At 42.7% G+C, this 26,920-nt stretch carries 21 protein-coding genes, 1 rRNA gene and 1 pseudogene; 12 read left to right on the top strand and 11 right to left on the bottom strand.

The genetic code is table 11. From position 1 onward, the window contains the following. Positions 1 to 60: 60 nt before the first annotated feature. The gene (gene pheT / locus FTT83_RS01825; protein WP_180080913.1) at positions 61 to 2,442 is read left to right on the top strand and encodes a phenylalanine--tRNA ligase subunit beta; all 2,382 of its coding nucleotides are present in this window, start codon (positions 61 to 63) and stop codon (positions 2,440 to 2,442) included. After that, a complete protein-coding gene (locus FTT83_RS01820; RefSeq protein WP_086197465.1) occupies positions 2,439 to 2,735 on the top strand; it encodes an integration host factor subunit alpha in 297 nt (98 codons plus the stop codon). The genes pheT and FTT83_RS01820 overlap by 4 nt, the downstream gene beginning before the upstream one ends. A 230-nt stretch (positions 2,736 to 2,965) precedes the next feature. Here the strand turns inward: FTT83_RS01820 and FTT83_RS01815 are convergent, their stop codons facing one another. The 3 genes from FTT83_RS01815 to trxA all read right to left on the bottom strand — a co-directional run bounded on the left by FTT83_RS01815 (position 2,966) and on the right by trxA (position 5,557). Continuing rightward, positions 2,966 to 3,211 carry a hypothetical protein gene (locus FTT83_RS01815; protein WP_086197464.1) on the bottom strand — a complete coding sequence of 82 codons (246 nt, stop codon included), beginning with the start codon at positions 3,209 to 3,211 and terminating at the stop codon, positions 2,966 to 2,968. Between the two features lie 421 nt (positions 3,212 to 3,632). After that, complete coding sequence (rho, locus tag FTT83_RS01810; RefSeq protein WP_005007569.1) at positions 3,633 to 4,901, bottom strand: transcription termination factor Rho; 1,269 nt, start codon at positions 4,899 to 4,901, stop codon at positions 3,633 to 3,635. Positions 4,902 to 5,230: 329 nt separating this feature from the next. Further along, positions 5,231 to 5,557 (bottom strand): thioredoxin, encoded by a 327-nt coding sequence (gene trxA / locus FTT83_RS01805; protein WP_092820879.1) that lies wholly within the window; start codon positions 5,555 to 5,557, stop codon positions 5,231 to 5,233. Positions 5,558 to 5,818: 261 nt separating this feature from the next. On the opposite strand from trxA, the gene ppx reads away from it, so the two are divergent. From ppx to FTT83_RS01775, 6 genes are all read left to right on the top strand, one after another. Further along, complete coding sequence (ppx, locus tag FTT83_RS01800; RefSeq protein WP_086197462.1) at positions 5,819 to 7,339, top strand: exopolyphosphatase; 1,521 nt, start codon at positions 5,819 to 5,821, stop codon at positions 7,337 to 7,339. Between the two features lie 50 nt (positions 7,340 to 7,389). Continuing rightward, positions 7,390 to 8,214: an acetyl-CoA carboxylase carboxyltransferase subunit alpha gene (locus FTT83_RS01795; protein WP_086197461.1), complete on the top strand. Its 825-nt coding sequence runs from the start codon at positions 7,390 to 7,392 to the stop codon at positions 8,212 to 8,214. Further along, positions 8,151 to 9,500: a tRNA lysidine(34) synthetase TilS gene (gene tilS / locus FTT83_RS01790; RefSeq protein ID WP_180080915.1), complete on the top strand. Its 1,350-nt coding sequence runs from the start codon at positions 8,151 to 8,153 to the stop codon at positions 9,498 to 9,500. Before FTT83_RS01795 ends, tilS begins: the two co-directional genes overlap by 64 nt. 29 nt (positions 9,501 to 9,529) lie before the next feature. Next, complete coding sequence (proC, locus tag FTT83_RS01785) at positions 9,530 to 10,360, top strand: pyrroline-5-carboxylate reductase (protein WP_086197459.1); 831 nt, start codon at positions 9,530 to 9,532, stop codon at positions 10,358 to 10,360. 27 nt (positions 10,361 to 10,387) lie between these two features. Further along, on the top strand, positions 10,388 to 10,957 hold the full coding sequence (locus FTT83_RS01780) for a YggT family protein (protein WP_086197458.1): 570 nt from the start codon (positions 10,388 to 10,390) through the stop codon (positions 10,955 to 10,957). Positions 10,958 to 11,038: 81 nt separating this feature from the next. Continuing rightward, complete coding sequence (locus FTT83_RS01775; protein ID WP_180080917.1) at positions 11,039 to 11,485, top strand: DUF2314 domain-containing protein; 447 nt, start codon at positions 11,039 to 11,041, stop codon at positions 11,483 to 11,485. A gap of 214 nt (positions 11,486 to 11,699) precedes the next feature. Here the strand turns inward: FTT83_RS01775 and polA are convergent, their stop codons facing one another. After that, positions 11,700 to 14,465 carry a DNA polymerase I gene (gene polA / locus FTT83_RS01770; RefSeq protein WP_180176176.1) on the bottom strand — a complete coding sequence of 922 codons (2,766 nt, stop codon included), beginning with the start codon at positions 14,463 to 14,465 and terminating at the stop codon, positions 11,700 to 11,702. A gap of 163 nt (positions 14,466 to 14,628) precedes the next feature. Here polA and FTT83_RS01765 point away from each other — a divergent pair, with 163 nt between their 5' ends. Both FTT83_RS01765 and FTT83_RS01760 read left to right on the top strand, forming a co-directional pair. Continuing rightward, positions 14,629 to 17,328 (top strand): DUF2339 domain-containing protein, encoded by a 2,700-nt coding sequence (locus FTT83_RS01765; RefSeq protein WP_180176177.1) that lies wholly within the window; start codon positions 14,629 to 14,631, stop codon positions 17,326 to 17,328. 4 nt (positions 17,329 to 17,332) lie between these two features. Further along, positions 17,333 to 18,055 carry a hypothetical protein gene (locus FTT83_RS01760; RefSeq protein ID WP_180176178.1) on the top strand — a complete coding sequence of 241 codons (723 nt, stop codon included), beginning with the start codon at positions 17,333 to 17,335 and terminating at the stop codon, positions 18,053 to 18,055. 57 nt (positions 18,056 to 18,112) lie between these two features. Here the strand turns inward: FTT83_RS01760 and FTT83_RS01755 are convergent. The 3 genes and pseudogenes from FTT83_RS01755 to FTT83_RS01745 form a co-directional block, all read right to left on the bottom strand. After that, positions 18,113 to 19,073 (bottom strand): annotated as a pseudogene (locus FTT83_RS01755) (IS982 family transposase). Positions 19,074 to 19,167: 94 nt separating this feature from the next. Continuing rightward, the gene (locus FTT83_RS01750) at positions 19,168 to 20,091 is read right to left on the bottom strand and encodes a mechanosensitive ion channel family protein (protein WP_180176179.1); all 924 of its coding nucleotides are present in this window, start codon (positions 20,089 to 20,091) and stop codon (positions 19,168 to 19,170) included. Between the two features lie 9 nt (positions 20,092 to 20,100). Continuing rightward, positions 20,101 to 20,931, bottom strand: coding sequence for a hypothetical protein (locus FTT83_RS01745; protein ID WP_086197453.1), 831 nt, complete (start codon positions 20,929 to 20,931; stop codon positions 20,101 to 20,103). 93 nt (positions 20,932 to 21,024) lie between these two features. On the opposite strand from FTT83_RS01745, the gene gspE reads away from it, so the two are divergent. After that, entirely contained in the window at positions 21,025 to 22,512 is a 1,488-nt protein-coding gene (gspE, locus tag FTT83_RS01740) for a type II secretion system ATPase GspE (protein ID WP_180174717.1), read from the top strand. Positions 22,513 to 22,641: 129 nt separating this feature from the next. On the opposite strand, the gene FTT83_RS01735 is transcribed toward gspE, so the two are convergent. The 4 genes from FTT83_RS01735 to FTT83_RS01720 form a co-directional block, all read right to left on the bottom strand. Next, on the bottom strand, positions 22,642 to 23,466 hold the full coding sequence (locus FTT83_RS01735; protein WP_180176180.1) for a carbon-nitrogen hydrolase family protein: 825 nt from the start codon (positions 23,464 to 23,466) through the stop codon (positions 22,642 to 22,644). A gap of 24 nt (positions 23,467 to 23,490) precedes the next feature. Beyond that, positions 23,491 to 24,009, bottom strand: coding sequence for an anti-anti-sigma factor GigB (gene gigB, locus FTT83_RS01730; protein WP_180176181.1), 519 nt, complete (start codon positions 24,007 to 24,009; stop codon positions 23,491 to 23,493). Positions 24,010 to 24,122: 113 nt separating this feature from the next. Next, positions 24,123 to 25,091, bottom strand: coding sequence for an RsbU family protein phosphatase GigA (gene gigA, locus FTT83_RS01725; RefSeq protein ID WP_180176182.1), 969 nt, complete (start codon positions 25,089 to 25,091; stop codon positions 24,123 to 24,125). A gap of 112 nt (positions 25,092 to 25,203) precedes the next feature. Continuing rightward, positions 25,204 to 26,163, bottom strand: a complete 960-nt coding sequence (locus FTT83_RS01720) for a VacJ family lipoprotein (RefSeq protein WP_180176183.1) — start codon at positions 26,161 to 26,163, stop codon at positions 25,204 to 25,206. Positions 26,164 to 26,703: 540 nt separating this feature from the next. On the opposite strand from FTT83_RS01720, the gene FTT83_RS01715 reads away from it, so the two are divergent. Next, positions 26,704 to 26,920, top strand: a 16S ribosomal RNA gene (locus FTT83_RS01715); the annotation flags it as partial.

Here is a 26,920-nt window from a genome sequence, read left to right as displayed (position 1 = left end):
CGTGAAATGATTGGAGTTAGAGAGGGATTCAAAAAATTAGATTTATAGGTTTTTATAGAAATGAAAATTAGCGAAAATTGGTTACGCACCTGGGTCAACCCAGCAATTGACAGCGATACCTTATCTGACCAACTCACCATGCTCGGTTTGGAAGTGGATGAACTGGCGCCAGCGGCAAAACCATTTACGGGTGTGGTTGTGGGTGAAGTACTCACTGTAGAACAGCATCCGGATGCAGACCGTTTACGTGTGACTACAGTCAACATCGGTTCAGGTGAGCCTTTACAGATTGTCTGCGGTGCACCGAATGTACGAGCTGGCATGAAAGCACCTGTAGCCACCATTGGTGCAGTTTTACCGGGTGATTTCAAAATCAAGAAAGGTAAGCTTCGTGGTATCGAATCCCAAGGTATGCTGTGTGGTGCTTCTGAAATTGATCTTGAAGATAAAATTGATGGCCTTCTAGAACTACCTGCGGATGCACCCGTTGGCATGAATATCCGTGAATATCTAGACCTTGATGACAATGTCATTGATATCAGTATCACGCCTAACCGTGGTGACTGTTTCAGTATTCGTGGTATCGCACGTGAAATTGGTGTCATTAACCAGCTTGCTGTGACTGCACCTGAAATCAAGGAAGTCGCTGCAACCATCGTAGATGAAAAGAAAGTTGTAGTATCGACAGAAGGCTGCCCACGTTATTTGGGTCGTGTGATTAAAAACGTCAATACCAAAGCAGCGACCCCGGTATGGATGGAACGTGCACTTGCTCGTTCAGGTATCCGTCAGCACAGCATTTTGGTCGATATCACCAACTATGTCTTAATTGAATTGGGTCAACCATTACACGCATTTGATGGTGGCAAGGTTCAAGGTTCAGTGCATGTACGTCAAGCCACTACTGCTGAAAAACTGGTGTTGCTCAATGAACAAGAAGTTGAGTTATCTGATGATGTAATGGTGATTGCTGATGATGTGAAAGCATTGGCAATTGCCGGCATCATGGGTGGTTTATCTTCTTCTGTTACCGATGAAACCACGGAAATCTTCCTGGAATCTGCTTTCTTTGCGCCTTTACATATTGCGGGTCGTGCACGTAGCTTTGGTTTACATACCGATGCATCTCAGCGCTATGAACGTGGCGTAGATTTTGAATTACCACTTATTGCCATGCACCGCGCATCACAGCTGATTGCTGATCTTGCTGGTGGTGAGTTTGGTCCAATTACTGTTGCAGAAAAAACGGAGCTTTTACCAAAACGTGAAGCGATTGAGCTGAATCAAGCTCAAGTGGATCAGTTATTGGGTTACAAAGTTGAATCTGACTTTATTACCGATGCACTGCAACGCTTAGGTTGTGTGGTGACTGTAAAAGCACAAGGTGAGTGGACTGTAGTTCCTCCATCACATCGCTACGATATGGCGATTTACCAAGACCTGATTGAAGAAGTTGCCCGTATTCATGGTTATGACAACATTCAGATCAGCTTGCCAGTGATTGATGTAAAACTTGCCAAACATCAAGATCAGTTTGAATTGCCACAACTTCGTCAAACCCTGGTGACTTTAGGTTATCAGGAAGCGATCAGTTTCAGCTTTGCCGATGCTAAACTTGAAAAACAGTTGAATCCTGCGGTCAATCCGTTGATGTTGGCCAACCCGATTTCAAGCGAACTGGCGGCAATGCGTTCGACTTTGTTATCCAGCTTGATTCCATGTGTGCAATACAATATTAACCGTCAGCAAAACCGCGTACGTTTCTTTGAACTGGGTTTACGTTTTGATTATCAGGATGCACAAAGCATTCATGATCTAAAACAGATTCCGACTTTGGCTTTAATTGCAGTCGGTGCTAAAACAACTGAATCTTGGCATGGTAAGGCTCTACCGATGGATTTCTTTGACTTAAAAGGTGAAGTTGAGGAAATTCTGGCAGCTGGACGGGTTCAAGTGGAATATGTTCGTTCAGAGCGTAGCTGGTTGCATCCTGGACAATCAGCTGAAATTCTGGTTGATGGTCAGTCTGTTGGTTATCTGGGTCGTTTACATCCCTCTTTGGAAGACGAACTTGATTTGGGCATGACTTGGGTTGCCGAACTTGATCAAAAGGCTGTTTTGCAAACTTATGTATCTAATTTTACAGAATTATCACGTTTTCCATCAGTAAGACGTGATATTGCGCTTTTAATTAGTGATAAGATTAATGTTAGCGAAATTCAGGGACTTATCGAAAAAACAGGTGGGGAGCTGCTAGACTCGACATGGTTATTCGATGTGTATACTGGACAAGGGGTAGAAGAAGGGAAACGCTCACTGGCATTTGCCCTTCTCTGGCAGCATCCAAGCCGTACATTGGAAGATGCTGAAATTAAATCAGGTATGGATAATATCCTTCAAGTGTTGGAAAACACTTACCAAGCGACATTGAGGGCTTCATGACAGCACTAACAAAAGCAGAAATGGCTGATCATTTAAGTGAGCTCACGAGTTTAAACCGTCGTGAAGCTAAACAAATGGTCGAATTGTTCTTTGATGAGATTAGCCAAGCGCTAATCTCGGGCGAACAGGTTAAACTTTCGGGGTTCGGTAACTTTGAGTTGCGTGACAAGCGTGAACGTCCAGGCCGTAACCCGAAAACTGGCGAGGAAATTCCAATTTCAGCACGCCGTGTAGTCACATTCCGCGCAGGGCAGAAATTCCGCCAGCGTGTAGGAAATGAGCAGATCGATTGATCTGCTCTTTTTTTGCTATAAGATTTGTATATAAAAGCGTTATTTGTGGAGTAGAGCCTAAGTATTTGAGAGATTCAGCCCTTTGTAATTTAATTGACAATCGGGATTAGAAATCAATTCTGTACTTAGAATAGGGAGAGGTACAATTGTTTTTATAGAATTGAACTTTATTTTAGTCATAAAAAAAGAGAGCCAATGGCTCTCTTTTTTGTACTGAATAATCGTAAAGATTATTTAGCAGCAGAAGCAGCAGCTTCAGAAGCTGGAGCAGCGTCAACAGCAGAAGCAGCAGCTTCAGTAGCAGCAGAAGCTTCAACAGTAGCAGCAGAAGCAGCAGCAGTAGCTTCAGAAGCGGCTACAGTAGCTTGAGATGCAGCAGCATCAGCAGCAGGAGCTTCTTCAGTTTTTTTAGCACAACCAACGAAAGCTAAAGTAGTAGCAACTGCAGCAGCAATAGCGATTTTTTTGAATAACATGGCATCACTCTCTAAAATATGAGATTAAAAAAAACCTATGTTAGCCTGTTGAGTGCTTTTATTCTTCCTAAAATCTGTTAGGCAGTAACAATGCAGAGGCAGTCTAACTGGTCTGCGAATATGCTATCACTGCGCATTTTGAATTGCTACTAGGGGGCTAGTAAAAAATGCAAAAAAAGATAAAAAATGAGCGTTTTTTTAACAGAAAATAACAATCAATCGGAGAGTTTATATTGGATAAATACTAAATAACTCGCTAAAAATTATGGTTTTTTAAAGTTAATATTTTTAACAGGTATGAAATTTTCCCTTAAGTTTACAAAGAAAAGACTTGATTGTAGCTTTATGTAAATAAAGTCAACCAAATAAAAAGGCTATCGTTAGAGATAGCCTTTTATAGAAAAAAAGAATAATGCTGTGTTTAGTTGGTCGCTTTACGCTTCATTTGATCGAAGAAATCATCATTGGTTTTGGTTTCTTTCATACGATCCAGCAAGAATTCCATGGCAGCCAGTTCATCTTGAGTATGCAACAATTTACGCAAAATCCATACTTTACGTAAGTTGTCTTCAGACATCAGGCGTTCTTCACGGCGAGTACCGGATTTTTTGATATTCATTGCAGGGAATACACGTTTTTCGGCAATGCGGCGATCAAGCGTAATTTCCTGGTTACCGGTTCCTTTGAATTCTTCGTAAATCACTTCATCCATTTTACTACCGGTTTCAATCAGGGCAGTAGAGATGATGGTCAATGAGCCGCCTTCTTCAATGTTACGTGCAGCACCGAAGAAACGTTTTGGGCGCTCTAAGGCATGCGCATCCACACCACCAGTCAACACCTTGCCTGAAGAAGGGATGACAGTGTTATAGGCACGCGCTAAACGAGTAATCGAGTCCAGTAGAATTACCACATCTTTCTTGTGTTCTACCAGACGTTTTGCTTTTTCAATGACCATTTCAGCCACTTGTACGTGACGTGCTGGGGATTCATCAAAAGTTGAAGCAATCACTTCACCACGAACGGTACGTTCCATTTCGGTTACTTCTTCAGGACGTTCGTCAATCAGCAGCACGATCAGGAAACATTCAGGATTGTTACGGACAATCGACTGTGCGATGTTTTGTAACAACATGGTTTTACCCGCTTTTGGTGGCGCAACGATAATAGAACGTTGGCCTTTACCAATCGGGGCCACCAAGTCCACTACACGTGCAGTCAAATCTTCAGTCGTACCGTTACCCAGTTCCATCACCAATTGTTCAGTCGGGAACAATGGGGTCAAGTTTTCAAACAGGATTTTGTTGCGCGAGTTTTCAGGCGTGTCGTAGTTAATTTGATTAACTTTTAAAAGCGCAAAATAGCGTTCGCCTTCTTTGGGTGGGCGAATTGTGCCAGTAATGGTATCACCGGTGCGTAAGTTGAAACGGCGAATTTGCGATGGGCTGACATAAATGTCATCTGGGCCTGCAAGATAAGAGCCCGCTGCTGAGCGGAGGAAACCAAAACCATCAGACAGAATTTCCAGAACACCATCACCAAAAATCTCTTCGCCATTCATTGCATGGCGTTTTAAGATGGCAAAAATGATGTCTTGCTTGCGGTTACGAGCCATTCCTTCCAGGCCCATAAACTCGGCAATTTTGATGAGTTCGCCAATCGGTTTTTTCTTGAGTTCAGTTAAATTCATAGGGGGTCAGATAGAATTAAAATTCTGGGATAGAGATGAGAAAAGGGAGCAACATTCAGCCGCTTACACGCAATAAACGTAACGCAATTGTATTTGCACAATAACAATCCAGAGGTCTGATTCATTGTTTCGAAGAGAAAAGTGTAAAAACAATTTCTGTTGCCGAGCGGCGATCTTATGTGTTGTGTCTTGTAAGAAAATGACGGATTAGAAATCCTTTATTCCTTGAACAAGCAATATAAGAGCTAATCGTATTTTTGTCAATTTATAGACGAAAAAAATACGCTATCTGGTGATAGCGCATTGGATTCAATTACACTGTTTTTAAATTAGATATTTTCTTCAATAAAAGCAGTTAATTTAGATTTTGGCGCAGCACCGACTTGTTGAGCGACAACTTCGCCATTTTTAAACATCAATAGTGCAGGAATGTTGCGGATATTGTAGTTTACGGCAGTCGCTTCACAAGCAGTTACGTCAACTTTAACAACTTTTACTTTGCCTTCGAATTCTGTAGATAATACTTCAAGTACAGGTGCAATAGCTTTACAAGGTGCACACCAGCCTGCCCAGAAATCGACAAGTACAGGAATGTCAGATTGTAAAACGTCAGCTTCGAAGTTCGCATCAGTTGTGTTTACGATATTGCCAGACATGGAATGCTCCAAATAAATTTTAAGTTAGTTCTATAACTATAAGTATTACATAGCCTCGTTTAACTATGTAGAGGGATATGTAAATTTTCAATCATTATATTGAGTTTGTCTAATTGATGCTCACGATATTGATTATCGTGTCCTACAATTGTTTAAGCGATTAAAAAAATTAAAAACTGCTTCAGTTGAACTGATAAATGGCTTTTAAATTGCATGCATGTGAATTACTCTAAGCACAATTCTTATAGGTTTGTTTGAATAATGTCTGATTTTTTGATTGATGAAGAGTTACTTGCTGCCATCGATATGGGGTCGAACAGCTTTCACTTGGCGATTGCACGTGTAGATCATGGCGAAGTAAAAAAAGTGGCTTCAATGTCAGAAAAAGTACAATTGGCCGCGGGTTTAGATGAAAACAAAAATTTGACTGAGGCGGCACAGCAACGAGGTCTAGCCTGTCTGGCACGTTTTGTCGGGCGTTTAAGTTCTGTACAGGCCAACCGGTTGCGTATTGTCGCCACCAATGCTTTACGTCAGGCCAAGAATGGTCATGAATTTATTCAAAAAGCAGCAGAGATTTTACCTAAACCGATCGAAATTATTGCCGGTCGTGAAGAAGCTCGTCTGATTTATTTAGGTGTATCGCATACCATGGCCAATAGTGGCCGCCGCCTGGTGATTGACATTGGTGGTGGATCAACTGAACTGATTATCGGCGAGGCATTCGAGCCGATCCATACTGAATCTGTACAAATGGGATGTGTGGCCTTCACCAAAGCCTATTTTATGGAGGGTGAGATCAATCAGAAAAGTTTCGATAAAGCGGTGACCGCTGCCCGTAAGGAAATTTCAGGCATTGCCAATACCTATAAAGCCGCCGGTTGGGATACTGTGGTGGGTTCAAGCGGAACAATTAAAGCTTGTCGTCAGATTACCGTGAATATGGGCTGGAGCAATGAAAAAGAAGAGCTCACCCGTGAAGGTCTGGAAAAACTCAAAGACAAGCTGCTCAAATACAAGCACGTGACCGAAATGGAATTTGATGGCCTGAAAGAAGACCGCCGAGCAGTTTTGCCAGCAGGGATTGCCATTTTATATGCGGTATTTGATGTGCTGGGGCTGGACAAACTGGTTTATTCAGATGGTGCGTTACGTGAAGGTGTCATGTATGACCTGCTTGGTCGTTTCCAGCATGAAGACGTTCGCGACCGTTCTGTGCATGCTTTAATGGGACGCTATAACGCAGATAGCAAACAGGCTGAGCGTGTAGTCAATACGGCACAGCAATTGTTTAATGGCGTTGCACAATCATTAAATTTAACTAATGATGACAGTGACTTACTGCGTCGTGCTGCATATTTGCATGAGATTGGCCTGGCGATTAGTCACAGTGGTTACCATCGCCATGGGGCTTATTTATTGCAGCATTCGGATATTCCGGGTTTCTCGCAAATTGACCAAAACCATTTGTCACATTTGGTCGCTCATCACCGTCGTAAACTTCGTGGCGATGCACGGGTTGATGTTGCTAAGGTCGGTGGTAGCAAACTTGTGTACTTATGTCTATTGCTGCGTTTAGCAGTTTTACTGAATCATAGTCGTAGTGATGAGATGCTTCCTGCCATTGAATTAAGTATCATCAATGAGCAACAATGGCAGCTCAGCGTTTCTGGCGATGCCAAACAATGGCCTTTGCTTGTAGCAGACTTGCATGATGAACAGATGCAGTTTAAGCATTGGGATATTGAATTGAATATTCAGTCGGAACAATTTATCTATTAACAAGTGATTGGTTAACAAGGTATTGTTAATTTAGGGATAATGGTCGACCTATGAAAAATAAAGCTGCTCAATCTAAAGCATGGACAACGGTTCAAATTGCACGTCATCCAGAACGTCCGCAATTCCTGGATTATGTTGGTGAAATCTTCACTGAATTCGATGCTTTACATGGAGATCGGGTATTTGGTGATGATGGTGCGATGATCGGTGGCTTGGCACGTTTTAATGGTCAGCCAGTGATGATTGTTGGGCAACATCGTGGTCGCAGCACTCGTGAAAAATTGCAACACAACTTCGGTATGAGTAATCCCGAAGGTTACCGTAAAGCACAGCGTTTACTCGACATGGCTGAACGTTTTAAACTGCCAGTATTCACTTTTATCGATACCATGGGTGCATATCCTGGGGTCGGTGCGGAAGAACGTGGTCAGGCAGAAGCGATTGCCACTAGCCTTGCACAGCTTTCAAGCCTGAAAGTTCCGGTAGTTGCGACCGTTTTAGGTGAAGGCGGTTCAGGTGGCGCACTCGGTATTGGTGTGGCGGATCGCGTGGTGATGTTGTCTCACAGTATCTATTCGGTGATTTCTCCTGAAGGTTGTGCATCCATTTTATGGAAAACAGCAGAGAAAGCGGAACAAGCCAGCGAAGCCTTGGCATTAACTGCAGAGAAATTAAAACAACTTGGTATTGTTGAATATGTGGTGGATGAAGGTGAAGGCGCACATTTGCAGCCTGAAAAAGTGATGCAAGATCTTAAAGATGTGTTACAACAGGCTTTAGAAGAATTGCAATCGATGGATGCGAATGAGAGATGCGAAGCACGTTACCAGCGCTTAATGAAGTTTGGCAGCGACAATTCCGGTCTGGCATCTTAAAACAAATCCAGTGCTTTTCTCCTGAAAGCACTTTCTTGATTGGATGTAGTGGCGGCATGGATTCCATGCTGCTATTGCGTTTAATGTCTGATTTATTTCCTGAAAAAATCCGTGCGATCTATGTCGATCACCAGTTGCAAAAAAATAGTGCAGACTGGGGGGAATTTGTATCTGATCAATGTGCAGCGCTGAATGTACCGTGTATTGTTGAAGCCGTTGAAGTGCAAGATGGCAACCTGGAACATCAGGCACGTAACGCGCGTTATCAAGCTTATTCAAAACATTTAAAAGCCAATGATATCTTGGTCTTGGCGCATCATCAGCAAGATCAGGCCGAAACCTTGATGCTACGCTTGCTTTCGGGTGCCGGCGTACATGGTTTATCCGCCATGAAGCAGGTCGATGTACGAAAGCAATTCACCATTTGGCGACCACTGCTCGATATTTCCCGTGAGCAGATTGGCCAATGGGCCACTCAGCTGAATGTGCAAAATATTGAAGATCCCACCAATTTAGATACCCATTACGATCGGGCTTGGTGCCGTCATGAATTGTGGCCGCTGTTGCAACAACGTTATCCAAAAATGCAACAGGCACTCAGCCGCACCAGTTATCTCATGCAGGATGCGGAAGATATTTTGCTGGACGTATTACAGCAGGATTTAAACCATTGCGGATCGGCAACTGAACTAGATTTAGAAAAGTTATCCCAATTATCAAGTGCACGGCAAAAGCAATTGCTCTCTGCCTGGATGAAAGGGCAGGATACTTATCGCCCGAGTTTTGAAATGGTGCAACGCTTGTTGCTTGAAGTGATTGGCTCCAAATCTGATGCACAGGCGGCATTGCACTGGAATCAATATTATTATGTGCGTTATCAGCAAAAAATTTTCCGCTTAAGTGCCGCAGAATATCTGGCTGAAAAAAATCAATCGAATAGTTCCGAACAAACCATCTGTGTAGCGTTAGGGCAAAAGATAGAAACTCTTTCAGGAGATTATCTTGCTGAAACTGCAAAAATAGGTCTGTCAGCAGCATTGCTGGGCAAAAAACTGGATCTGGTGATGCGCAAAGGTGGAGAAAAAATTCATTTATATGGGCGAGTCGGTGCCTGGCCATTAAAAAAAGCCATTCAGGAAGCACAAATTTTTCCCTGGCAGCGTTATAGAATTCAAATATTAAGCATAGATAATGTTATGCTTGGTGTTTTTACACCAAAAGGGTTTTGGTTAGCCCAATCTGAATATTGTGAAATCGGTGGATGGCAACCAAATTTGATCTCTTAGTTAAAAAATTCTAAGTCGAGTATGAATCCATGAGTGCAGCTTTAAATTGTAATATTAGTTTTATTGGTGGCGGTAATATGGCCCAAGCCTTGATTGGCGGGCTGATTTCGCGTGGCTTGCCGCCAACACGTATTACAGTTTCTGATCCGGTCGAAAAAGTCCGTCTTTTATTAACAGAAAAAGATGTACATGTGACGGATGACAATATTGCTGCCATTCGTGATGCCGATATCGTACTTTTTGCAGTGAAACCGCAAGTACTGGCCAGCGTATTAAAACCGCTTAAAGGTTTGTTTGAAGGCAAACTGGTGATGTCGATTGTGGCTGGGGCTGAAATCGCGACTATTGCCAACCTGCTAGAAACCAATCGAATTGTTCGTGTTATGCCCAATACACCTGCTTTGGTGCAAACAGGAGCACATGGCCTGTATGCAACGGAAGCGGTGAATGCACAGGATCGTGAATTGGCCAGTCAGGTTTTGGCTGCAACCGGTTTAACCATTTGGGTCAATTCAGAAGCACAAATTGATGCTGTAACGGCAGTATCTGGCTCTGGTCCGGCTTATTTCTTCTATATGATGGAAAGCATGATTCGTGCAGGCAAAAACCTGGGTCTGGATGAAAAAGTGGCGACTGCATTGACATTGCAAACAGCATTGGGTGCCGCACAAATGGCGATTACCAGTTCAAATACACCTGCAGAATTGCGCAAAAATGTGACCTCTCCAAATGGTACGACTCAAGCTGCACTGGAAATATTCGATCGTGCGCAAATCTCTCAAAATATTCAGGCCGCTTTGGCTGCCGCGCAAAAGCGCAGTCAAGAACTTGCTCAAGAGCTAAGTGAAAGTAGCAAATAACTCGTTTTTATTTAGGAAAGTTCCAGTATGGGTGCAAATTCTGCGCTGATTTTTGGCATTATTATTAACGTAGCGATTTTGCTCGTATTCTTTCGTTTTCTGATGCAGCTTGCAGCGGTGAATGCTTATAATCCTGTCGTCATGTCTACTGTGAAAGCGACAAAAATCGTCGATCTGTTTGGGCGTATTTTTCCCACCTTGGCAAAAGGTCGTGTCAATTCGGCAGCCTTGGCTTTGGTGGTGCTTTTATATTTACTCAAGATTTTTGGGGTAATGTACCTTTCAGGTGCTATGCCGAACAGTCCGGTACATCTGGTGATTTTGACCTTTGTCACCATGATTCAGGATCTGATCCGCTTCTGTCGTTACCTGATTTTTGCAACGATTATTTTAAGCTGGGTGGTGATGTTTACTCAATCTCGCTCACCGTATATTGAAGTCATTCAAGAGCTGGCAGAACCATTGTTGGCTCCGTTCCGCCGTATTTTGCCGAATATGGGTATGATTGACCTGTCGCCAATTGTTGCCTTCTTGGCATTGTATATTGCCGAAATTATTATGAATGAAGTGGCGATTGTACTTCTGACTGGGCTATAACATTCAGGTAGTAAAAAAGGACTCTCTTTGAGTCCTTTTTTTATTGTGAAATAAAATAATTTTAAATCAGGATATTAGTGGATGAATAGCGAACTTGAACCTCAATTTATGCTTATTGATCATGAAGCTGATGCATATTTGGCAACGATAAAAATCGCAAGAGAATTATTGGATATTTTTAAAGAAAATTTAGAAAAAGTATCTGAAGGTGATTTTGCATGCGTCAAATTTTATATTCCAGTTAGCCTTGATTCCGAAGAGGGTGCGAATATCTGGCTGATGACGCCATTTTTTGAAGATCACTTTTGCTTTGCACGTCCTTTTGAATTGCCAGAAGAATTTACATGGATTCAGATTGGACAGTGGCTGAAATTCAGTGAGTTTGATCTTTTGGATTGGTATATTTTAAAGCAGAATGGGGAAATGATAGGAGGATATTCATTACGCCATCAGCGTTCCAAGCTTTCTGCAGAACAGCAGGTAGAGTTTGATCAGCGTGTAGGAGTAACCCGATTTATTGATTTATAATCTTTTTCTATGATGAAATAAAATATATTGGATTGAATAAAAAGGATTTTTTACGCTATATCGTTTATGTAGTTTAAATGGAAAAGTTCTTCAAGTTGATTAAAGAACTTCTCTCTTTTGGATTGAAAATACATTTTGAGGAGGCTCATCATCTATAAAGATGAAAAATGAATCTCCCCTAACCCCTCTTTATAAAAGAGGGGAAATTTCTGGATTAGTGCGCCTCATCCCAGTTATTGCCTTTACCCACTTCGACAATTAGCGGTACTGAAAGCTGGATCACCGATTGCATCACTTCTGCCAGTTTCGGTGCCAGTTCATCGGCAATGTCGGCATCGACTTCAAACACCAATTCATCGTGTACTTGTAACAGCATTTTAGCTTGATCTTTAGGCAACATTTTATCCACTTCAATCATGGCTATTTTAATGATGTCAGCAGCGCTGCCTTGAAGCGGAGCATTGATGGCCGCACGTTCGGCACCTTTACGTACCATCATGTTACGGGCATCAATATCCGGCGTATATAAACGGCGACCTAGAATGGTTTCCACAAAACCTTGTTCCAAAGCCACCTGACGCGTACGTTGCATGTACTCATAAATGCCCGGATAACGATGGAAATATTGCTTGATATAGTTTTGCGATTCTTCACGGGTAAAGCCCAATTGACGAATCAGACCAAATTCGGACATGCCATATAAGAGACCGAAGTTAACGGCTTTGGCCTGACGACGCTGGTCATTGGTGACGTCTTCCAGTGCAATACCCAGAACTTCAGCTGCAGTACGGCGGTGTACATCCTGACCATGCTTAAAAGCATCAACCAAAGCTTCATCCTGGGAAAGATGCGCCATTAAACGCAGTTCAATCTGTGAATAATCGGCAGCTAGCAAAACCCGACCTTCAGGTGCAATAAAGGCTTTACGAATCTGACGGCCAATTTCTTCACGTACCGGAATGTTTTGCAGGTTGGGATCGGTTGAGGACAAACGACCTGTTGCCGTTAAAGCCTGATGGTAGCTGGTATGCACACGCCTGCTGTCATTGTTGGCCTGTTTTTGCAAGCCATCGGTATAGGTGCTTTTCAGTTTGGAAAGACCGCGATACTGCAAAATTAAATCAGTAATCGGGTGGTCGATTTTTTCCAGAATACTTTCACTGGTGCTGTATTGACCGGTTGCTGTTTTTTTGCCGCCTTTCAGACCGAGTTTGTCAAACAGGATTTCACCGACCTGTTTCGGCGAGCTGACATTAAACGGCTGACCGGCCATTTCAACAATCTGGTTTTCCAAGTCTTGAATGGTATTGGAGAAATCGACACTCAACTGATCTAAAAATTTCAGGTCCAGCTCGATGCCGTTTTCTTCCATGATGGTCAGCACACGCGCTACCGGCATTTCAATATTGTGCAAAATATTGTTCAGCTCAGGAATGGCCTGCAATTTTTTCGACAATACCTCGTATAGACGATAGGTGACATGTGCATCTTCCGCCGCATAATGCGCCGCTGTTTCAATGTCGATCTGGTTAAAGGTCTTCTGTTTAACGCCTTTGCCTGCAATTTGTTCAAAGGTGGTGGTCAAATGACTCAAATACACACGAGCAACATCATCCATGCCATGACGGGTCGCCACAGAATTTAAAACATAGGATGCCAGCATAGTATCGAAATACCAGCCTTGCAGTTCGATGCCGTGATTTTGCAGAATATGGGCATCATATTTTAAATGATGACCAATTTTTTCAACCGCAGGATTTTCTAAAATCGGTTTGATTTGCGCCAGGATAGTTTCACGATTCAGCTGTTCCGGTGCCCCTTCATAGTCATGGGTCAGTGGAATGTAATAGGCATCGTTGGCATCAAAAGCCAGTGAAAAGCCGACCATTTCCGCTACGCGATAATCCAGACTGGTGGTTTCGGTATCAAAAGCAAAACGTTTGGCGCTGCTTAAACGCTGGAACAGGTTGTCCCAGTCCGCTTGAGTCAAAATGGTGTGATAAGTGGCTTTACCCAGTTGATCATCTATACTCGTCAGCTCTGCCTCATCTTCAGTATTAATGACAGCTGTGGTATCGATTGTTGTTTCAATACTCTTGGCTGCCTGTTTATAGACTGAATTATTCGGATTATTCGGATGATCCAGAGACTGTAACTGGTTACGGAATTCAAGTTCGGTATATAGGCGACGCAGTTCTTCAACATTCGGATCACCGAGTTTCAGGTCTTCATAACAAAGACCCATATCCAGGTCGCAAACGATACTGGCCAACTGATGATCCAGGGTAATGCCTTCGACATTGTCTTTAATGCTTTGACCGACTTTGCCTTTAATTTTATCGACATTTTCCAGAATGCCGCCAATCGAGCCGTATTCGGTCAACAGTTTGGCCGCAGTTTTCGCGCCGACACCCGGTACGCCACGGATGCCATCTGAGGTGTCACCCATCAAGGTCAAATAGTCGACAATCTGGTTGGGCCATACCCCGAACTTTTCAAAGACAGCATTCACATCCATCGGCTTGTCTTTAAAGCTGTCTTCCAGGGTCACTTTATCGGTGACCAGCTGTGCCATGTCTTTATCGCCGGTCGAGATTAGCACCTGATAACCTTTGGCTTCTGCGCGTTTAGCCAGGGTGCCGATCACGTCATCTGCTTCGGCGCCAGGAAGGGTGTGTAAAGGAATGCCCAAAGCACGAATCAGGTTATGAAGATAGGGAATCTGCTGAGACAGTTCATCCGGCATGCTTGGACGGTCACCCTTGTAAATGGGCGAAAGCTGATGACGGAACGTCGGTTCAGGCGTATCAAAAATCACCGCCATATGCGTCGGCTGGATACGGCGCATCAATTTTTGAATTGCAGAAATGGCACCACGAATTGCATTGGTCTGTAAACCAGTCGAAGTGGTTAGTGGTGGCAGTGCATGGTATGCACGAAATAAAAAATATGAGCCATCGACCAAAACAAATGGTGGCATTGAAAGATTCCTAATTCAAATATCGGCCTTATTGTACGTGATTTTGCACATGAACATAGACACATCATTCAAGATGCGTGTTACCGAATATCTGATGAATGCTTAAAAATCAAAGTCACAGCTGTTGTATCATCGAATCAATCAGGATTGAGATAAAGAAAAAATGGGGAAAGGACAGAGCGAAATCCGGATGATTTGGCTGATGGTATTGATTATTGTCGGGGTGGGGGCCTGGTTTTTGGATGTACGCATCTTCACCTATTTGTGTGGCTTGGCCTTTGTCATGAGCCTGATGCAATATGTCGATGCGATCCAGTCCCCGGCAGCACAAATTGCTGTAGAAACAAATATTTCATTTCAGGAAAGCTCTAAAGTTCCTTTATATCTGTGTTCAATTGTTGCCATTGTCGGCGGTATTCTGGATTGGGAGTTTGCCGTCGGGCTGGGTATCACGGCGTGGATTTTTTTCTTTCTCAGATGGCTGCGCCGTTTAGAAGGCTTATTAAACCAGATTCAAACGCAATTGCAGCACACTCAAACGCTGGCTTCTCCGGTTGTTGAAAATCCACCGTCTCAGCCTCCTGAATCTCAGCCTGCATCATCGTCATCGGAATTGATTGAACAGTTAAAGCAGTGGATTTTTCAAGGTAATCCGGTGTTAAAAGTTGCGATCTTGGTGCTGGTCATTGGCATCATCTTGTTGCTACGTTTTGCCACCGAAAATTGGCAACTCAGTCTGGCGATGAAACTGGCGATTGTTGCAGCGGTCAGTGGGGCAGTGACCGGGCTTGGTTATTGGATGCAGAGTAAAAACCGCAGTTTTGCCCAGGCTCTGGAAGGATTGGGGTTAGCGGCCTTATTTTTGACGCTGTTTTTTGCCTATTACAATGTGGTGATTCCGACGCTCGCCATCGCTGGACTGTGTTTTGCCTTCATCATGGGCGTAACTCTGATTCTCAGCTTAAAACAGCAATCCATTGAACTGGCGTTGATGGCGATGATCATTGCCTATATTGCACCTTTTACCTTGCCGGTCCGCAACGTGACCGCAATTGAACTGACTGCTTATTATGTGGTGATCAATCTGGCCGTTGCGATCCTCAGTACCTTACGCCCGTGGAAAATGCTGAATCAAATCGCATTTTTAATGACAGTGATTGTGGGCGGTGGTTATGCTTTTTATCGTGGAGAGGAATTTGAACGAAATGCTTTAACCTTATTGGTTGCGGTGCATACTGCAATCTTTGTCTGGTTGAGTTTCCGTTTTAGCCAGCTGCTGGCCAAAGAAGATCTGGTTCAGTTCAAACTGAAACCTGCTTTGGATATCGCCCTGATTTTTGGTGCGCCTCTGGTTGGTTATATTTTTATTTATTTGATGCATTTTGAAGAAACGCGCTGGCAGGCCGGAGCGAGTCTGGCCTTTACTGCCGTGTATGCAGGCTTGTATCAACTGTCAAAACACCATCAGGCGGTGCAACTGATTTCACAAAGTTATTTCAGTTTAATGCTGATTTTCCTGGCCCTAATTCCACCAATTCTGTTGCATAAACAATGGAGTGTAATTGGTTGGGCGGTGGAAGGGCTGATCATTTTTACTTATGCCCTGTATCGTCAGTCGGATATCAGTCGCTATCTGGCCATGGGACTGATGATTGTTGCTGGTTTATCCAGTTTGTATTACCTGGTGGAGCTAAATGAATTTCCTAATCAAATGTATTGGGGCTTATGCCTGAGTTATTTCGCCGTGGTTTTGGTGGCGAATAGCCGGGAGTCCTTTAGACAGCAACTGAGCAGTTCCACGATAGCCTTCCACTGTTTGCAGATGCTGTCAGCCACGACCATGTTGATTGTGCTGTTACTCGATGAAATTGAGCATTCCAGTCAGCTGGTGATGAGCCTGTTGATTGTCAGTGGATTCTATCTGCTGATGAATGAGTTGATGCTGCGTTGCAAGGCCACCTGGACCTGGCTATTTCCGAAATGGCTGGGGCTGATTCCGGTGTTTGTTTTTGCCCTGATTATTGTGATTGATCAAAGTCAGCAGGGCATCATTATTTGGCCGACCATGTTTGACCGTCTGGGTTTTGCACTTTCCGGATTGATGTTGACTGCATTGTGGCTGCGTCCGATGTTGGGTGTGCGAACTGAAAAAGAGTGGGTCAGTTTTGGCACCCTGACCAGTCTGGCCATGACCAGCTTAACCCTGCTTCCGGGCATGCCTTATATCAGTGTGGTGGTTCTGCCTTTACTGTTCTGTGCCTGGTGTTATTGGCAGCTAGATAATCCAGACTGGAAAATGTTCTGGCAAGCCCGCAGCAGTTTGGTGCTGATGGCAACCTGGATTGTCTGTTCGCAATTGTTTACCCAGCAAGCTTTTCAGGGCTATATTCTACCGATCATCAATCCTTTTGATCTGGTCAGTATTGCCATGCTGGCGGGTTTTATCTGGATGTTGTCCTTGCAGCTGAAATTGGGACTGGATAAAGGCATGGTTGCCGTGCTGATGGTGCTGAGTTTGCTCTGGCTTAGCAGCTATATTGTGCTGCGAGCATTGCATGTTTATTTAAACACGCCGTTTAATGAAATGGCGGTGTGGGGAAATGCAACCGTTCAACTGAGTCTGACTTTGTTATGGGTCAGTTTGGCCTTTATAACCATGAGTCTGGCCAGCCGAAAACAGTTGCGTTCAGTCTGGATTTTGGGCGGTAGTATTCTGGTGATTGTAACCTTGAAACTGGTGCTGTTTGACCTGTCGCATATTGGCACCTTAACCCGGGTGATTTCATTCCTGGGTGCAGGCTTTGTGATGCTGATGATCGCCTATATTGCACCGATTCCAATTCAGATAAAAAATAAGGTATAGATAAATGAAAAATTGTTGGGCAAATGGTTTAGGTAATTGTAGTGATCAAATATCGTTAGAGCATTACATCTCTCAGGGAATTTTTGATGATAAATCAATAATAGTACAAGGTTTTAGCTGGTGTTTAGATAAGCCAGCACGAATTGGGATAGCATCATTTGGCGCGAATATTTTATGTACAAAGCATAATAATGAATTGGGTGAATGTATTGATTTAGAAGGTGTAAAACTCATTAAATTTTTACAAAACCCGTCTAATAAGGAAAATAGCCTAATAATAAAAAATGACCTTTTTGAAAGATGGTTATTAAAAACAGCAATTAATTTAAGTATAAAAGAAAATTGTTTTATTGGTGTGGGAATGAATAATTCTGAAAAGAATAAAGTTCCTGATTATTTACTACATATAGCTTTCAATAAAAATATTTTCTCTTATGAAATGGGGTTATATATCTTACCGGCAGTAGTCCAGTCTTCTGTTCAGAATAGTGTTATTGCTATAGTTCCATTTTTGAAAAATGATGAAATTGGTGGTTTTTATTTTAATTTGTATGGTTTAGGTTTTTTCTTATCTTTATTTCCCGGCCATACTCCCCCTTCTTTATATGAAATAGGTATTGAAAATGACCTTCTGCCTTCCGAGCATCTTAATGTAACACCAATATACAGACCAAATGAAATTCAGATTGAACATAATTTTGTGATTAAAAAAATTATGTTTCGTTAGAAATAATAAAAGGCCCTAAGCGTTATTGGGCCTTTTATTATTTAACCCGAATCCTGTTTAAGCCATTGATCCCATAATTTGAATTTTTGGCTTATTTTGATGGGTAAGTTGATATGCGCATAACGATGCATAGATTCCACTGAGAAATCCAGAAATACTACGTGATTTGCTTGTAACCAGATTGTATTGACCTTTCAATAAGCTGAATAAGGTTTCTATTTTATTGCGCTGTTTCAAGTGATATCCATCAGATTCAGAAAGCTGTATAGACTGCATGTTCTTTCGATGATAGGTAATTAAATCAATACCTTGATCTTTTAATCTATGCTTCGTTTCCTGACTGATATAGCCACGATCTCCATACAGCTTTGCTTCCATACCTTTAACCAATTCCTCAACCATTTTGATGTCGGCTATATGTCCATTGGATACTGATATAGCCACGATCTCCATACAGCTTTGCTTCCATACCTTTAACCAATTCCTCAACCATTTTGATGTCGGCTATATGTCCATTGGATAAAGCAGAGCAAGCTATTTCTCCAAATTGATTCATCACAATATGTAATTTACAGCCATAAAACCATCCCATTGAGCTTTTACCACGAGATGCGATTTTGGCTAATGATTTATGACGCTGGATGCGTTGATTTTTACAAACTGGCAGAGTCGTTGAATCAATCCATAAATATTGACTCTGTTGACCTTTCGTCAAAGCTACATGTAAAGCATGTAGCGCCAATTGATGCATATTGATCAGGTGGATCATCCTTTGGTAACAGGGTAAGCTTTTAAATAAATGTCTTTTATCCTGTTTCAACCATGAGAAGAATGCTTTGAAATTATTGAAATGAGAGCATTTATACCAAACAGCGATAAAGATGATTTCTGAAATAGTTAATTGTGCAGCTCGGATTCTTGAGTAGCGACAGCTTTGCTTGAGGAATTTCCAATAAGTTGCTTCAAATTTAATAAAGAAATCATCAATTACACAGAATAATTGGGTACTATTAAACATCAGGACTAGAGTTGTGAGTTTTGTGTGGTAACTCAACTGATGGCTCTAGTCCGCTTATTTTTCAAGTCAATTTCTTATCCGAGATTCGGGTTATTTAAGATTTTTGTTCTCTTTTCACTTCTTTGGCATTGGCATACGGGTCAATATCTTCATCACTTAACGGCTGGGCAGGTGCTGGCCGGTCGACAAAGCCCATTTTCGGTACAGGAATTTCAATCTGATTGTCCAGGAAACCATTACGGATGCGTTCCTGCATTTCATCACGAACTTTCAGGAAGTTTTCACGGTTACACCAGATGGCAAATAACAGCTCAATCGAGGATTCGCGGAAAGCGGTTACGGTTACGGCCGGTTTTGGATCGGCTAACACGAGCGGGTATTTATTGGCAACATCCAGCAATACTTCCCGAACTTTAATGATGTCCTCATGAAAGTTAATGGCTAAAGTGATGGGAATACGCCGAATCGGGAATTTGGACAGGTTATAGACGGGAGCACGAATCAGCTGTTCGTTTGGTACGCGTACATAGACATTGTCCTGAGTCAGCAGTTTTACCGAAAGCAGGTCAATTGAAATCACTTCACCTTCAATGGTATGTCCGCGAATCAGGGTCATTTGTACCGTATCCCCAATCTCAAAAGAGCCTTCCCCAATCAGGAATAAACCACTGATGAGGTTGGATGCAGAGGTTTGTGAAGCAAAACCCAGCGCCACAGTTAAAATACCGGCTGCACCTAAAAACACGCTCAGTTTAAAACCGGCTTCTTTCAGGCTGGCCATCACAAAAATCAGGAAGATGAAATAAAAAATACCACGGCGCCAAACCAGACTTTGATGGGCATTAAAGCGTGAGCCAACAGTGCGGATAAAGGTGTTGGATACAAAACGTGCAATTAAAAAACCAATAAGACACAGTACGACGGCAACGATAATTTCAGTCAGGCGTTCTGTGTTGATATTGGTAAAAATACTTTTGAGGCTGCTGGTAATTTCTTTTGGGATATTCGAATCTGCCATATTGCCGCCCTAGAAAAATGAATCAAACATGTTGAATAAAGCACTTGCCTGTTCACGTGGTGGATGGACATACATTACTTCACCCGCATGAGGAGGGGTACGGTTTTCAATTCGAATTCGTGGCGGTTTATCCAACCCTTCATGCAAAACTTTAATCTGTGACGTCCATAAGCGTCCGGTACTTTCACTGTAGAACAGGGGAAGTGCAGAAACCGGCACATTCATCCGGTCAAAGCGTAACTGCTGATGGCTGGTATTATGAAATTCAATTGGAGTCACCGCGCGAAAGGCACGTGGCTTGAGCTGATGCAGTTCAGTACGGCCATCGACCGCGGTGGCATAACAAATTTCACCGATACGATGATTGGGCCCGAACCAGGTATCTTTGGGCAGAATCACCGGAATATCAAACAGCGGGTCTTTTTGGCTTTCGACAAAGCCTGCAATCCATAACGGGGTGCTGATATACAGCGTACCGCGCTGTCCTGCCGGAATATAAATCGGATCGACCGGTTTAATCACCACGGAACGATCGGCCAGACGCGGCATCAGCTGTAATTTATTGTGAGTGGACTTGAACATATAACGTTCAACTTTCAGCGGTTGCGGAAAAGCAAAATTCGGATCTTCAATCGCATGCCACTTCTGTTCATAGTCGTACTGCACCTGTGGACGATGATATTCCATGCGCCATTCTTGCAGACCACGAGTCAGACGAAATAACAGTGAACCAAACTGCCAGGCCTTAGGCTGATTCAATTCAAAGCTTTGTTCGCCCCACCATTTGATTAAATTGGGCTGCTCTGCATCTATCAGTTCATCGTTTTTAGACAACGGCATATTTCCTTTATAGCTTAATCATTAAAAACAGACTTCACGCTGTCTTATGCTTAGAGTACACTCAAATCAATTTATTCATCATTATAAACTTTGATGCAAGTACTTAAACAATTACAAATACCATATAGTTTTGCCAAGCGTCATGGCGTATTGCTGCGTTACGAGGGCAATCAGGCTTTTATTGTACGCCGTGAAAATACGCCCTTGCTGGCGATACAGGAAGCACGTCGCTATTTGGGGCATCCGGCACAGCACCAGTTGTGTTCTGAGCAGGAATTTCATCAGTTACTCAGTTCCAGTTTTGCTGGTGATACCGGAGAATCGCAGCAAGTGGCAGCCGGTCTGGAAGATCATCCTGATTTACTCAGTTTGGCAGATTCGGTGCCAGAAGCTGAAGACTTGATGGATCAGGAAGATGATGCTCCGATTGTACGTTTGATCAATGCCTTGCTGTCTGAAGCTATCCGCGTGGGGGCTTCCGATATTCATATTGAATCCTTTGAAAAAAAACTGTCGGTACGCTTACGCGTCGATGGGCAGTTGCGTGAAATTGTGCAGCCACGCCGCGAACTGGCACCATTATTGGTGTCACGGATTAAAGTCATGGCCAAACTGGATATTGCTGAAAAGCGTATTCCACAAGATGGCCGTATGTCTTTAAGACTGGCTGGACGTGAAGTGGATGTGCGGGTTTCGACGCTGCCTTCATCACATGGTGAACGGGTGGTCATGCGTTTACTGGACAAGCAGGCCGGACGTCTGAATATGACCCATCTGGGTTTAATGCAACCGGATTATGAACGCTTAACCCATCTGGTACATCGTCCACACGGCATTATTCTGGTGACTGGACCAACCGGTTCGGGTAAAACCACCACCTTATATGCAGCCTTGTCTGACCTGAATGATGGCTCAAAAAATATTCTGACGGCTGAAGATCCAATTGAATATCAACTGGAAGGTATCGGACAAACTCAGGTCAACAGTAAAGTAGACATGACCTTTGCCCGTGCTTTAAAAGCCATGCTGCGTCAGGACCCGGATGTGGTGATGGTCGGGGAAATCCGTGATCTGGAAACCGCCGAAATTGCCGTGCAAGCATCCTTAACTGGTCACTTGGTTTTATCGACATTACATACCAATACCGCAATTGGTGCAGTCACCCGTTTAAAAGATATGGGCATCGAACCGTTCTTGCTGGCCAGCTCCCTAATTGGAGTGATTGCCCAGCGTTTGGTTCGAACCTTATGTTCACGCTGTGCCACATGGCATGATGCAGATGCGTTTGAAACCGAAATTTTCAGGCATTTGGATGTTGGAGCTGAACTGAAGTTACCGAAACCGAAAGGTTGTGATCACTGTTCGCATAGCGGTTTTATGGGACGTACAGCGATTTATGAAATTGTCCCTGTGGATGAGCCGATGCGCCGTCTGATTCATGGCAATGCTGCGGAATATGAGCTGGAAAGTTATGCGCGTAAACAGTCCGGTTCAATCCGCGATGATGGTTTATGTAAAGTACTGGCAGGAAAAACCACTTTGGAGGAAGTACTGCGTGTGACCAATGAAGCTGCCGAATAAGTGGGATCATGACTGATCATCTGTAATGGTAAAAACTATCTGTAAAGCTTTGTGGCACTGTACTTAAAATTAAAAAGGTTGATCGTATTTGTTGATCAACCTTTTTTATGGGTATTAAAAAATCTAAGTTTAGAATTGCAGCAAACGACGGTGCTGCATCAAAGGCATTGACTCACGGATTTTGGTTTGTTCAGTTAAATCAAACGGTACGGTAATTAGTTGAGTGCCTTCATTTTCTACTATTGCCAACAACTGCCCGCGTGAATTGGCAGCGCCTGTATGCCCCCAAGTTTGGCGTTTTTCACCATGCCAGCCTTGTTGAGCTGCACCTAAAACCTGGCATTGGCTGTCCATCGCACGGGCTTGTAGCAGTAATTGCCAGTGCATTTGGCCGGTAGTGTAGGTAAAGGCTGATGGTGCGGTAAGTATGTTTGCACCTTGACTGCGTAAGGTTACGGCCAGTTCCGGAAAACGCAAGTCATAACACACCATTAAGCCAATATTACCAAACGGGGTTTTGGCAATTATTACATCCGTACCCGGTTCAAAGAATCGAGATTCCTGATAGCCACCCACAACATCACCCACTTGTACATCAAACAGGTGAATCTTGTCATAACGTGCTTGAGTCCCTTCAGGACTAATACATAAACTGACGGTACGTACACGGCCATCACTAATGATGGAACCATCTGGCCGGAATGGGCAGGGAAGTGTTCCTGCTACAATCCAGATTTGATATTGATGTGCCAGTTGTTCTAGACGTTGCTGAAGGCTTTCAAACTGTGCTGCAGTCTCGTGTTGTTTTCCACCTGCAAAACAGACGAAGTTTTCCGGGAAAACAATCAGCTCTGCACCATCGGCTTTACTTTGTTGTATCAATGACTCGATTGCGATGAAATTGGCTTCAATATCATCCTGGGAATTCATTTGTACAACAGAGAGTAAAGTCATGGTGTAAGCTCTAAATCATCATTTTTATGCGTTTTGCTGCGACACTTGTTCTAAGGTGTCTTGTTCTTTTTGTAATTGTTTCACCAAAGGCTCAAACATGTTTTGGTTACTTTCATTTAACTTCATCAATGTTTTATGTGCATCTAGAACAGTGGTTAACATTGCGTTATGGGTAATGTGCTCTTCGATTAGCTCGCGAGTACATACTTTCGGATCACCACAGTAATTTAAAATCACAAAGACCTGTCCCAAGCCCATGCTATTGGCCAAGGTAGTAATATCCGGATTGGTGGATAACATGACTGCCTGAATTTGATGGACCTGTTTCAGCTTTAAACCCAGCTTGGCCAGTACACCTAAAACAGTGCTGTCAATAAATGTAGTTTGGGTTAAATCTACGATTGCCCCAACGACATTTGATTGCTGTTCAATTTTACTAAGAAGTTTGTCTAGACTAATACAAGATTGAGCACGCACTTCGCCAATAAGCTTAAAAATATGCGTTCCATTCAAGCTTGCATATTCAACATGACCTGTTGACATATAAATGCCATTTGCAGAGAAGGATATTAAAATTATCACATAGGGCCACTATAGACTCAAGTAGCCTAGAGTCGTATATCGCTTAGTTGAAAGTTAAAATATTGATTATACGATTAATTCATTCGGCGTAAACTTAAGATGGCGATGTCGTCTGCCACATGTTCAGGGGCCTGAAAGGATTGATTCTGCAAATGAAAGACTAATTTTTCAAATTGTTCATTCAGTCCGCCATCAAACGGTTCCAGTGCACCATCTGAACAAATAATAAACCGGGCATGTCGATTCAGCACACATTCAAACTCTTCCACTTCCAGGTCTTCAGTCAGCCCCAAAGGGAAACTGCTGGTGTTTAAAATTTTAGGCGGCTGATTGGGTTCAAAGATAATGGCAGGAGGATAATGTCCGGCACTGGACCAGCGTAATTGATGGGTTTCTAAATTAAGAACGCCTGCAATCATGGTAATGTGCTTTTCGATGTTTTCCTGAACCAGCATGCCATTCAGCTTTTTAATCAATTCACGGGGTGTTTTGGATCGGCCATGAAAAGCCGCCATCCAGGATGTCAGTAGACTACTGGTGACACCATGTCCGGAAACATCGGCCAGATAAAACATGATTTCTTTATCGCTGATTTTCCAGTAATCGTACCAGTCACCAGACAAATAGGCAGAAGGTTGAAACAGGGTTTCAACCTTATAGTTGATTAATTCTAGAGGGTTGGGAAGTAAACGTTTTTGTAATTCTGCTGCTGAAGGCAGGTCACGACTATCCTGATTACGCTTGTATTGGGCATCAATTTTTAATAAGGAAGCTTCCGGATCAAGTGGCAGCTTGTTCCAGATCCAGCCGGCTAAAGCACCCAATTCCCATGCCTGAGCCAATGCCATCCCTTCATTTTCAAAAGCCAGGACGATGGTCGGGAGTGACCATTGGTGAGTCAGATAGTCTTGTACATCAGCAATCGCTAAAATGGTCGGATCATATAAATTAATATCATCTATGTGAATCATTTGCACACCGGGAAGTGCACTGAGTACCTGATCTAAATAAGGAATATTGCGAGTCGGTTGAATGAAATACATAAAGAAATTGTATGACCCTTAAATTGATATCATCTAGTGTTGTACTATAACAATCTAATGATCAGCAAAGGAAGATGCTGTGCTGATCATATTGCTATTAAATAGATACGATTTATTTGGTTGTGGTGTCTACGCCATCTTCTTGGATTTCATCATTGGATGAATCAGGATTACTTTGTTGATCTTGATCTTCAGTGCTGTCCTGATCGTCTTCAATGAACATGGTTTCAGGTTCTAGACCTTTCTTTTCAGCAATGGAAAAACTTTTACGCTGTAAATAAATATCACGGATTGCCGCATATTTGTCACCTTGTAAAACATCTTCAATGTCTAAAAGCTGGGAGCGCGCATCAATACCGCGTAGTACTTGCTCACCCCAGTACAGCTCATCATGATCTTCTAAAATATACTTTTGGGGACGGGCTTGACCATCGACAACTAGGCCCAAAGTATCACGGAAAGTGCTAGGGCCAAACACAGGCAGGACTAGATAAGCACCAGAAGGAATACCGTAATAACCTAGCGTAGTGCCAAAATTTTCTTCTTCTGTATATAAACCGATACGACGAGCAGGGTCGGCAAAGCCTAGGGTGGTTAGAGTGTTAACGGTAAAGCGACCTAAAGATTCCGCGGCACGAAGTGGACGGCCTTGAATCAACTGGTTTACTGCATTCCATGGTTCCCCTAAATTTTTACGAAACTGGCGATAAGAGCCACGTACTTCATTAGGAACTTTTTCCTTATATTGAATCGCGAGAGGGCGGGCAACCTTACGATCTAATACCTCATTAAAAGCAAATATCTGTCTATTTAAGGGCTGTAATGGATCTTTCTGGTTTTCAGGTTGAGTTGCACTTGCATCCACTTTCAAATCTTTGGCTTTAATGTTTTTTAATTCTTTCAATACTTCAAGTCTGGAGTTGGTATGTTGAGCAGATTGAGTTTGTGCTGTAGCAGATTCTAGCTCTGAAGTATTCTGTGCTTCAGAAGGAGCAACTAAATCCTGCGCAAATACAGGAGAAATTAACCCTAAAGATAAAAAGCTAGCCCAAATATAATGAAAGTGACGCATAAAAAATCCTAGAGCTCTATTAAGCTGGTACTTAAAGCAAAATACGTAATTGAATATATTAACAGGTCTTTGAACAGGCGTATTAAAACAAATTTGATCAAAATATGTAGGAAAAAATACTAAAATGGCTGAAAAATGTCCTTATGGCGTGGAAAGTTAAAAAAAGGAGTTGCATTGGGTTTGGAATGGTGTAGAATGCACATCCATCGGCGGTGATGAAGATTAAAACTTCTGATAAAACAGCAACTTAGCACGAAGTGTTAAGATTAGGTTTTAGAAAGAAAGTTTAAAATAATTTGAATTACTGATTGACACTGAGAATATCTAGTGTAATATAGCCGACCTAGCTTGCTGGTGACGAACCAGTAAGAAGATCATTAAGAGATTATGAAGAACAACTTGTGTGGATTTTTACTGGTTGATTGATCGAAATTATTTTCATTGATTGATGGTAGAAATTACTCGAAGTTTATTTGAGAAATATTTGTCAGAAAATTGATGAGCCAGATTTGGTGTTTTGAATAAAGCACTATTGATTTTAAACTGAAGAGTTTGATCATGGCTCAGATTGAACGCTGGCGGCAGGCTTAACACATGCAAGTCGAGCGGAGTATTGGTGCTTGCACTAATACTTAGCGGCGGACGGGTGAGTAATGCTTAGGAATCTGCCTATTAGTGGGGGACAACATCTCGAAAGGGATGCTAATACCGCATACGCCCTACGGGGGAAAGCAGGGGATCTTCGGACCTTGCGCTA

This window comes from Acinetobacter sp. YH01018 (assembly GCF_013420295.1).
Taxonomy (GTDB): domain Bacteria; phylum Pseudomonadota; class Gammaproteobacteria; order Pseudomonadales; family Moraxellaceae; genus Acinetobacter.
Note: the sequence above shows the minus strand (reverse complement) of the source record. Positions and strands in the feature narration are given on the sequence as shown.

Coding starts and splice junctions, on each gene's coding strand:
- pheT (WP_180080913.1), top strand. CDS start 61: ATGAAAATTAGCGAAAATTGGTTACGCACCTGGGTCAACCCAGCAATT.
- FTT83_RS01820 (WP_086197465.1), top strand. CDS start 2,439: ATGACAGCACTAACAAAAGCAGAAATGGCTGATCATTTAAGTGAGCTC.
- FTT83_RS01815 (WP_086197464.1), bottom strand. CDS start 3,211: ATGTTATTCAAAAAAATCGCTATTGCTGCTGCAGTTGCTACTACTTTA.
- rho (WP_005007569.1), bottom strand. CDS start 4,901: ATGAATTTAACTGAACTCAAGAAAAAACCGATTGGCGAACTCATCAAA.
- trxA (WP_092820879.1), bottom strand. CDS start 5,557: ATGTCTGGCAATATCGTAAACACAACTGATGCGAACTTCGAAGCTGAC.
- ppx (WP_086197462.1), top strand. CDS start 5,819: ATGTCTGATTTTTTGATTGATGAAGAGTTACTTGCTGCCATCGATATG.
- FTT83_RS01795 (WP_086197461.1), top strand. CDS start 7,390: ATGAAAAATAAAGCTGCTCAATCTAAAGCATGGACAACGGTTCAAATT.
- tilS (WP_180080915.1), top strand. CDS start 8,151: ATGCGAAGCACGTTACCAGCGCTTAATGAAGTTTGGCAGCGACAATTC.
- proC (WP_086197459.1), top strand. CDS start 9,530: ATGAGTGCAGCTTTAAATTGTAATATTAGTTTTATTGGTGGCGGTAAT.
- FTT83_RS01780 (WP_086197458.1), top strand. CDS start 10,388: ATGGGTGCAAATTCTGCGCTGATTTTTGGCATTATTATTAACGTAGCG.
- FTT83_RS01775 (WP_180080917.1), top strand. CDS start 11,039: ATGAATAGCGAACTTGAACCTCAATTTATGCTTATTGATCATGAAGCT.
- polA (WP_180176176.1), bottom strand. CDS start 14,465: ATGCCACCATTTGTTTTGGTCGATGGCTCATATTTTTTATTTCGTGCA.
- FTT83_RS01765 (WP_180176177.1), top strand. CDS start 14,629: ATGGGGAAAGGACAGAGCGAAATCCGGATGATTTGGCTGATGGTATTG.
- FTT83_RS01760 (WP_180176178.1), top strand. CDS start 17,333: ATGAAAAATTGTTGGGCAAATGGTTTAGGTAATTGTAGTGATCAAATA.
- FTT83_RS01750 (WP_180176179.1), bottom strand. CDS start 20,091: ATGGCAGATTCGAATATCCCAAAAGAAATTACCAGCAGCCTCAAAAGT.
- FTT83_RS01745 (WP_086197453.1), bottom strand. CDS start 20,931: ATGCCGTTGTCTAAAAACGATGAACTGATAGATGCAGAGCAGCCCAAT.
- gspE (WP_180174717.1), top strand. CDS start 21,025: ATGCAAGTACTTAAACAATTACAAATACCATATAGTTTTGCCAAGCGT.
- FTT83_RS01735 (WP_180176180.1), bottom strand. CDS start 23,466: ATGACTTTACTCTCTGTTGTACAAATGAATTCCCAGGATGATATTGAA.
- gigB (WP_180176181.1), bottom strand. CDS start 24,009: ATGTCAACAGGTCATGTTGAATATGCAAGCTTGAATGGAACGCATATT.
- gigA (WP_180176182.1), bottom strand. CDS start 25,091: ATGTATTTCATTCAACCGACTCGCAATATTCCTTATTTAGATCAGGTA.
- FTT83_RS01720 (WP_180176183.1), bottom strand. CDS start 26,163: ATGCGTCACTTTCATTATATTTGGGCTAGCTTTTTATCTTTAGGGTTA.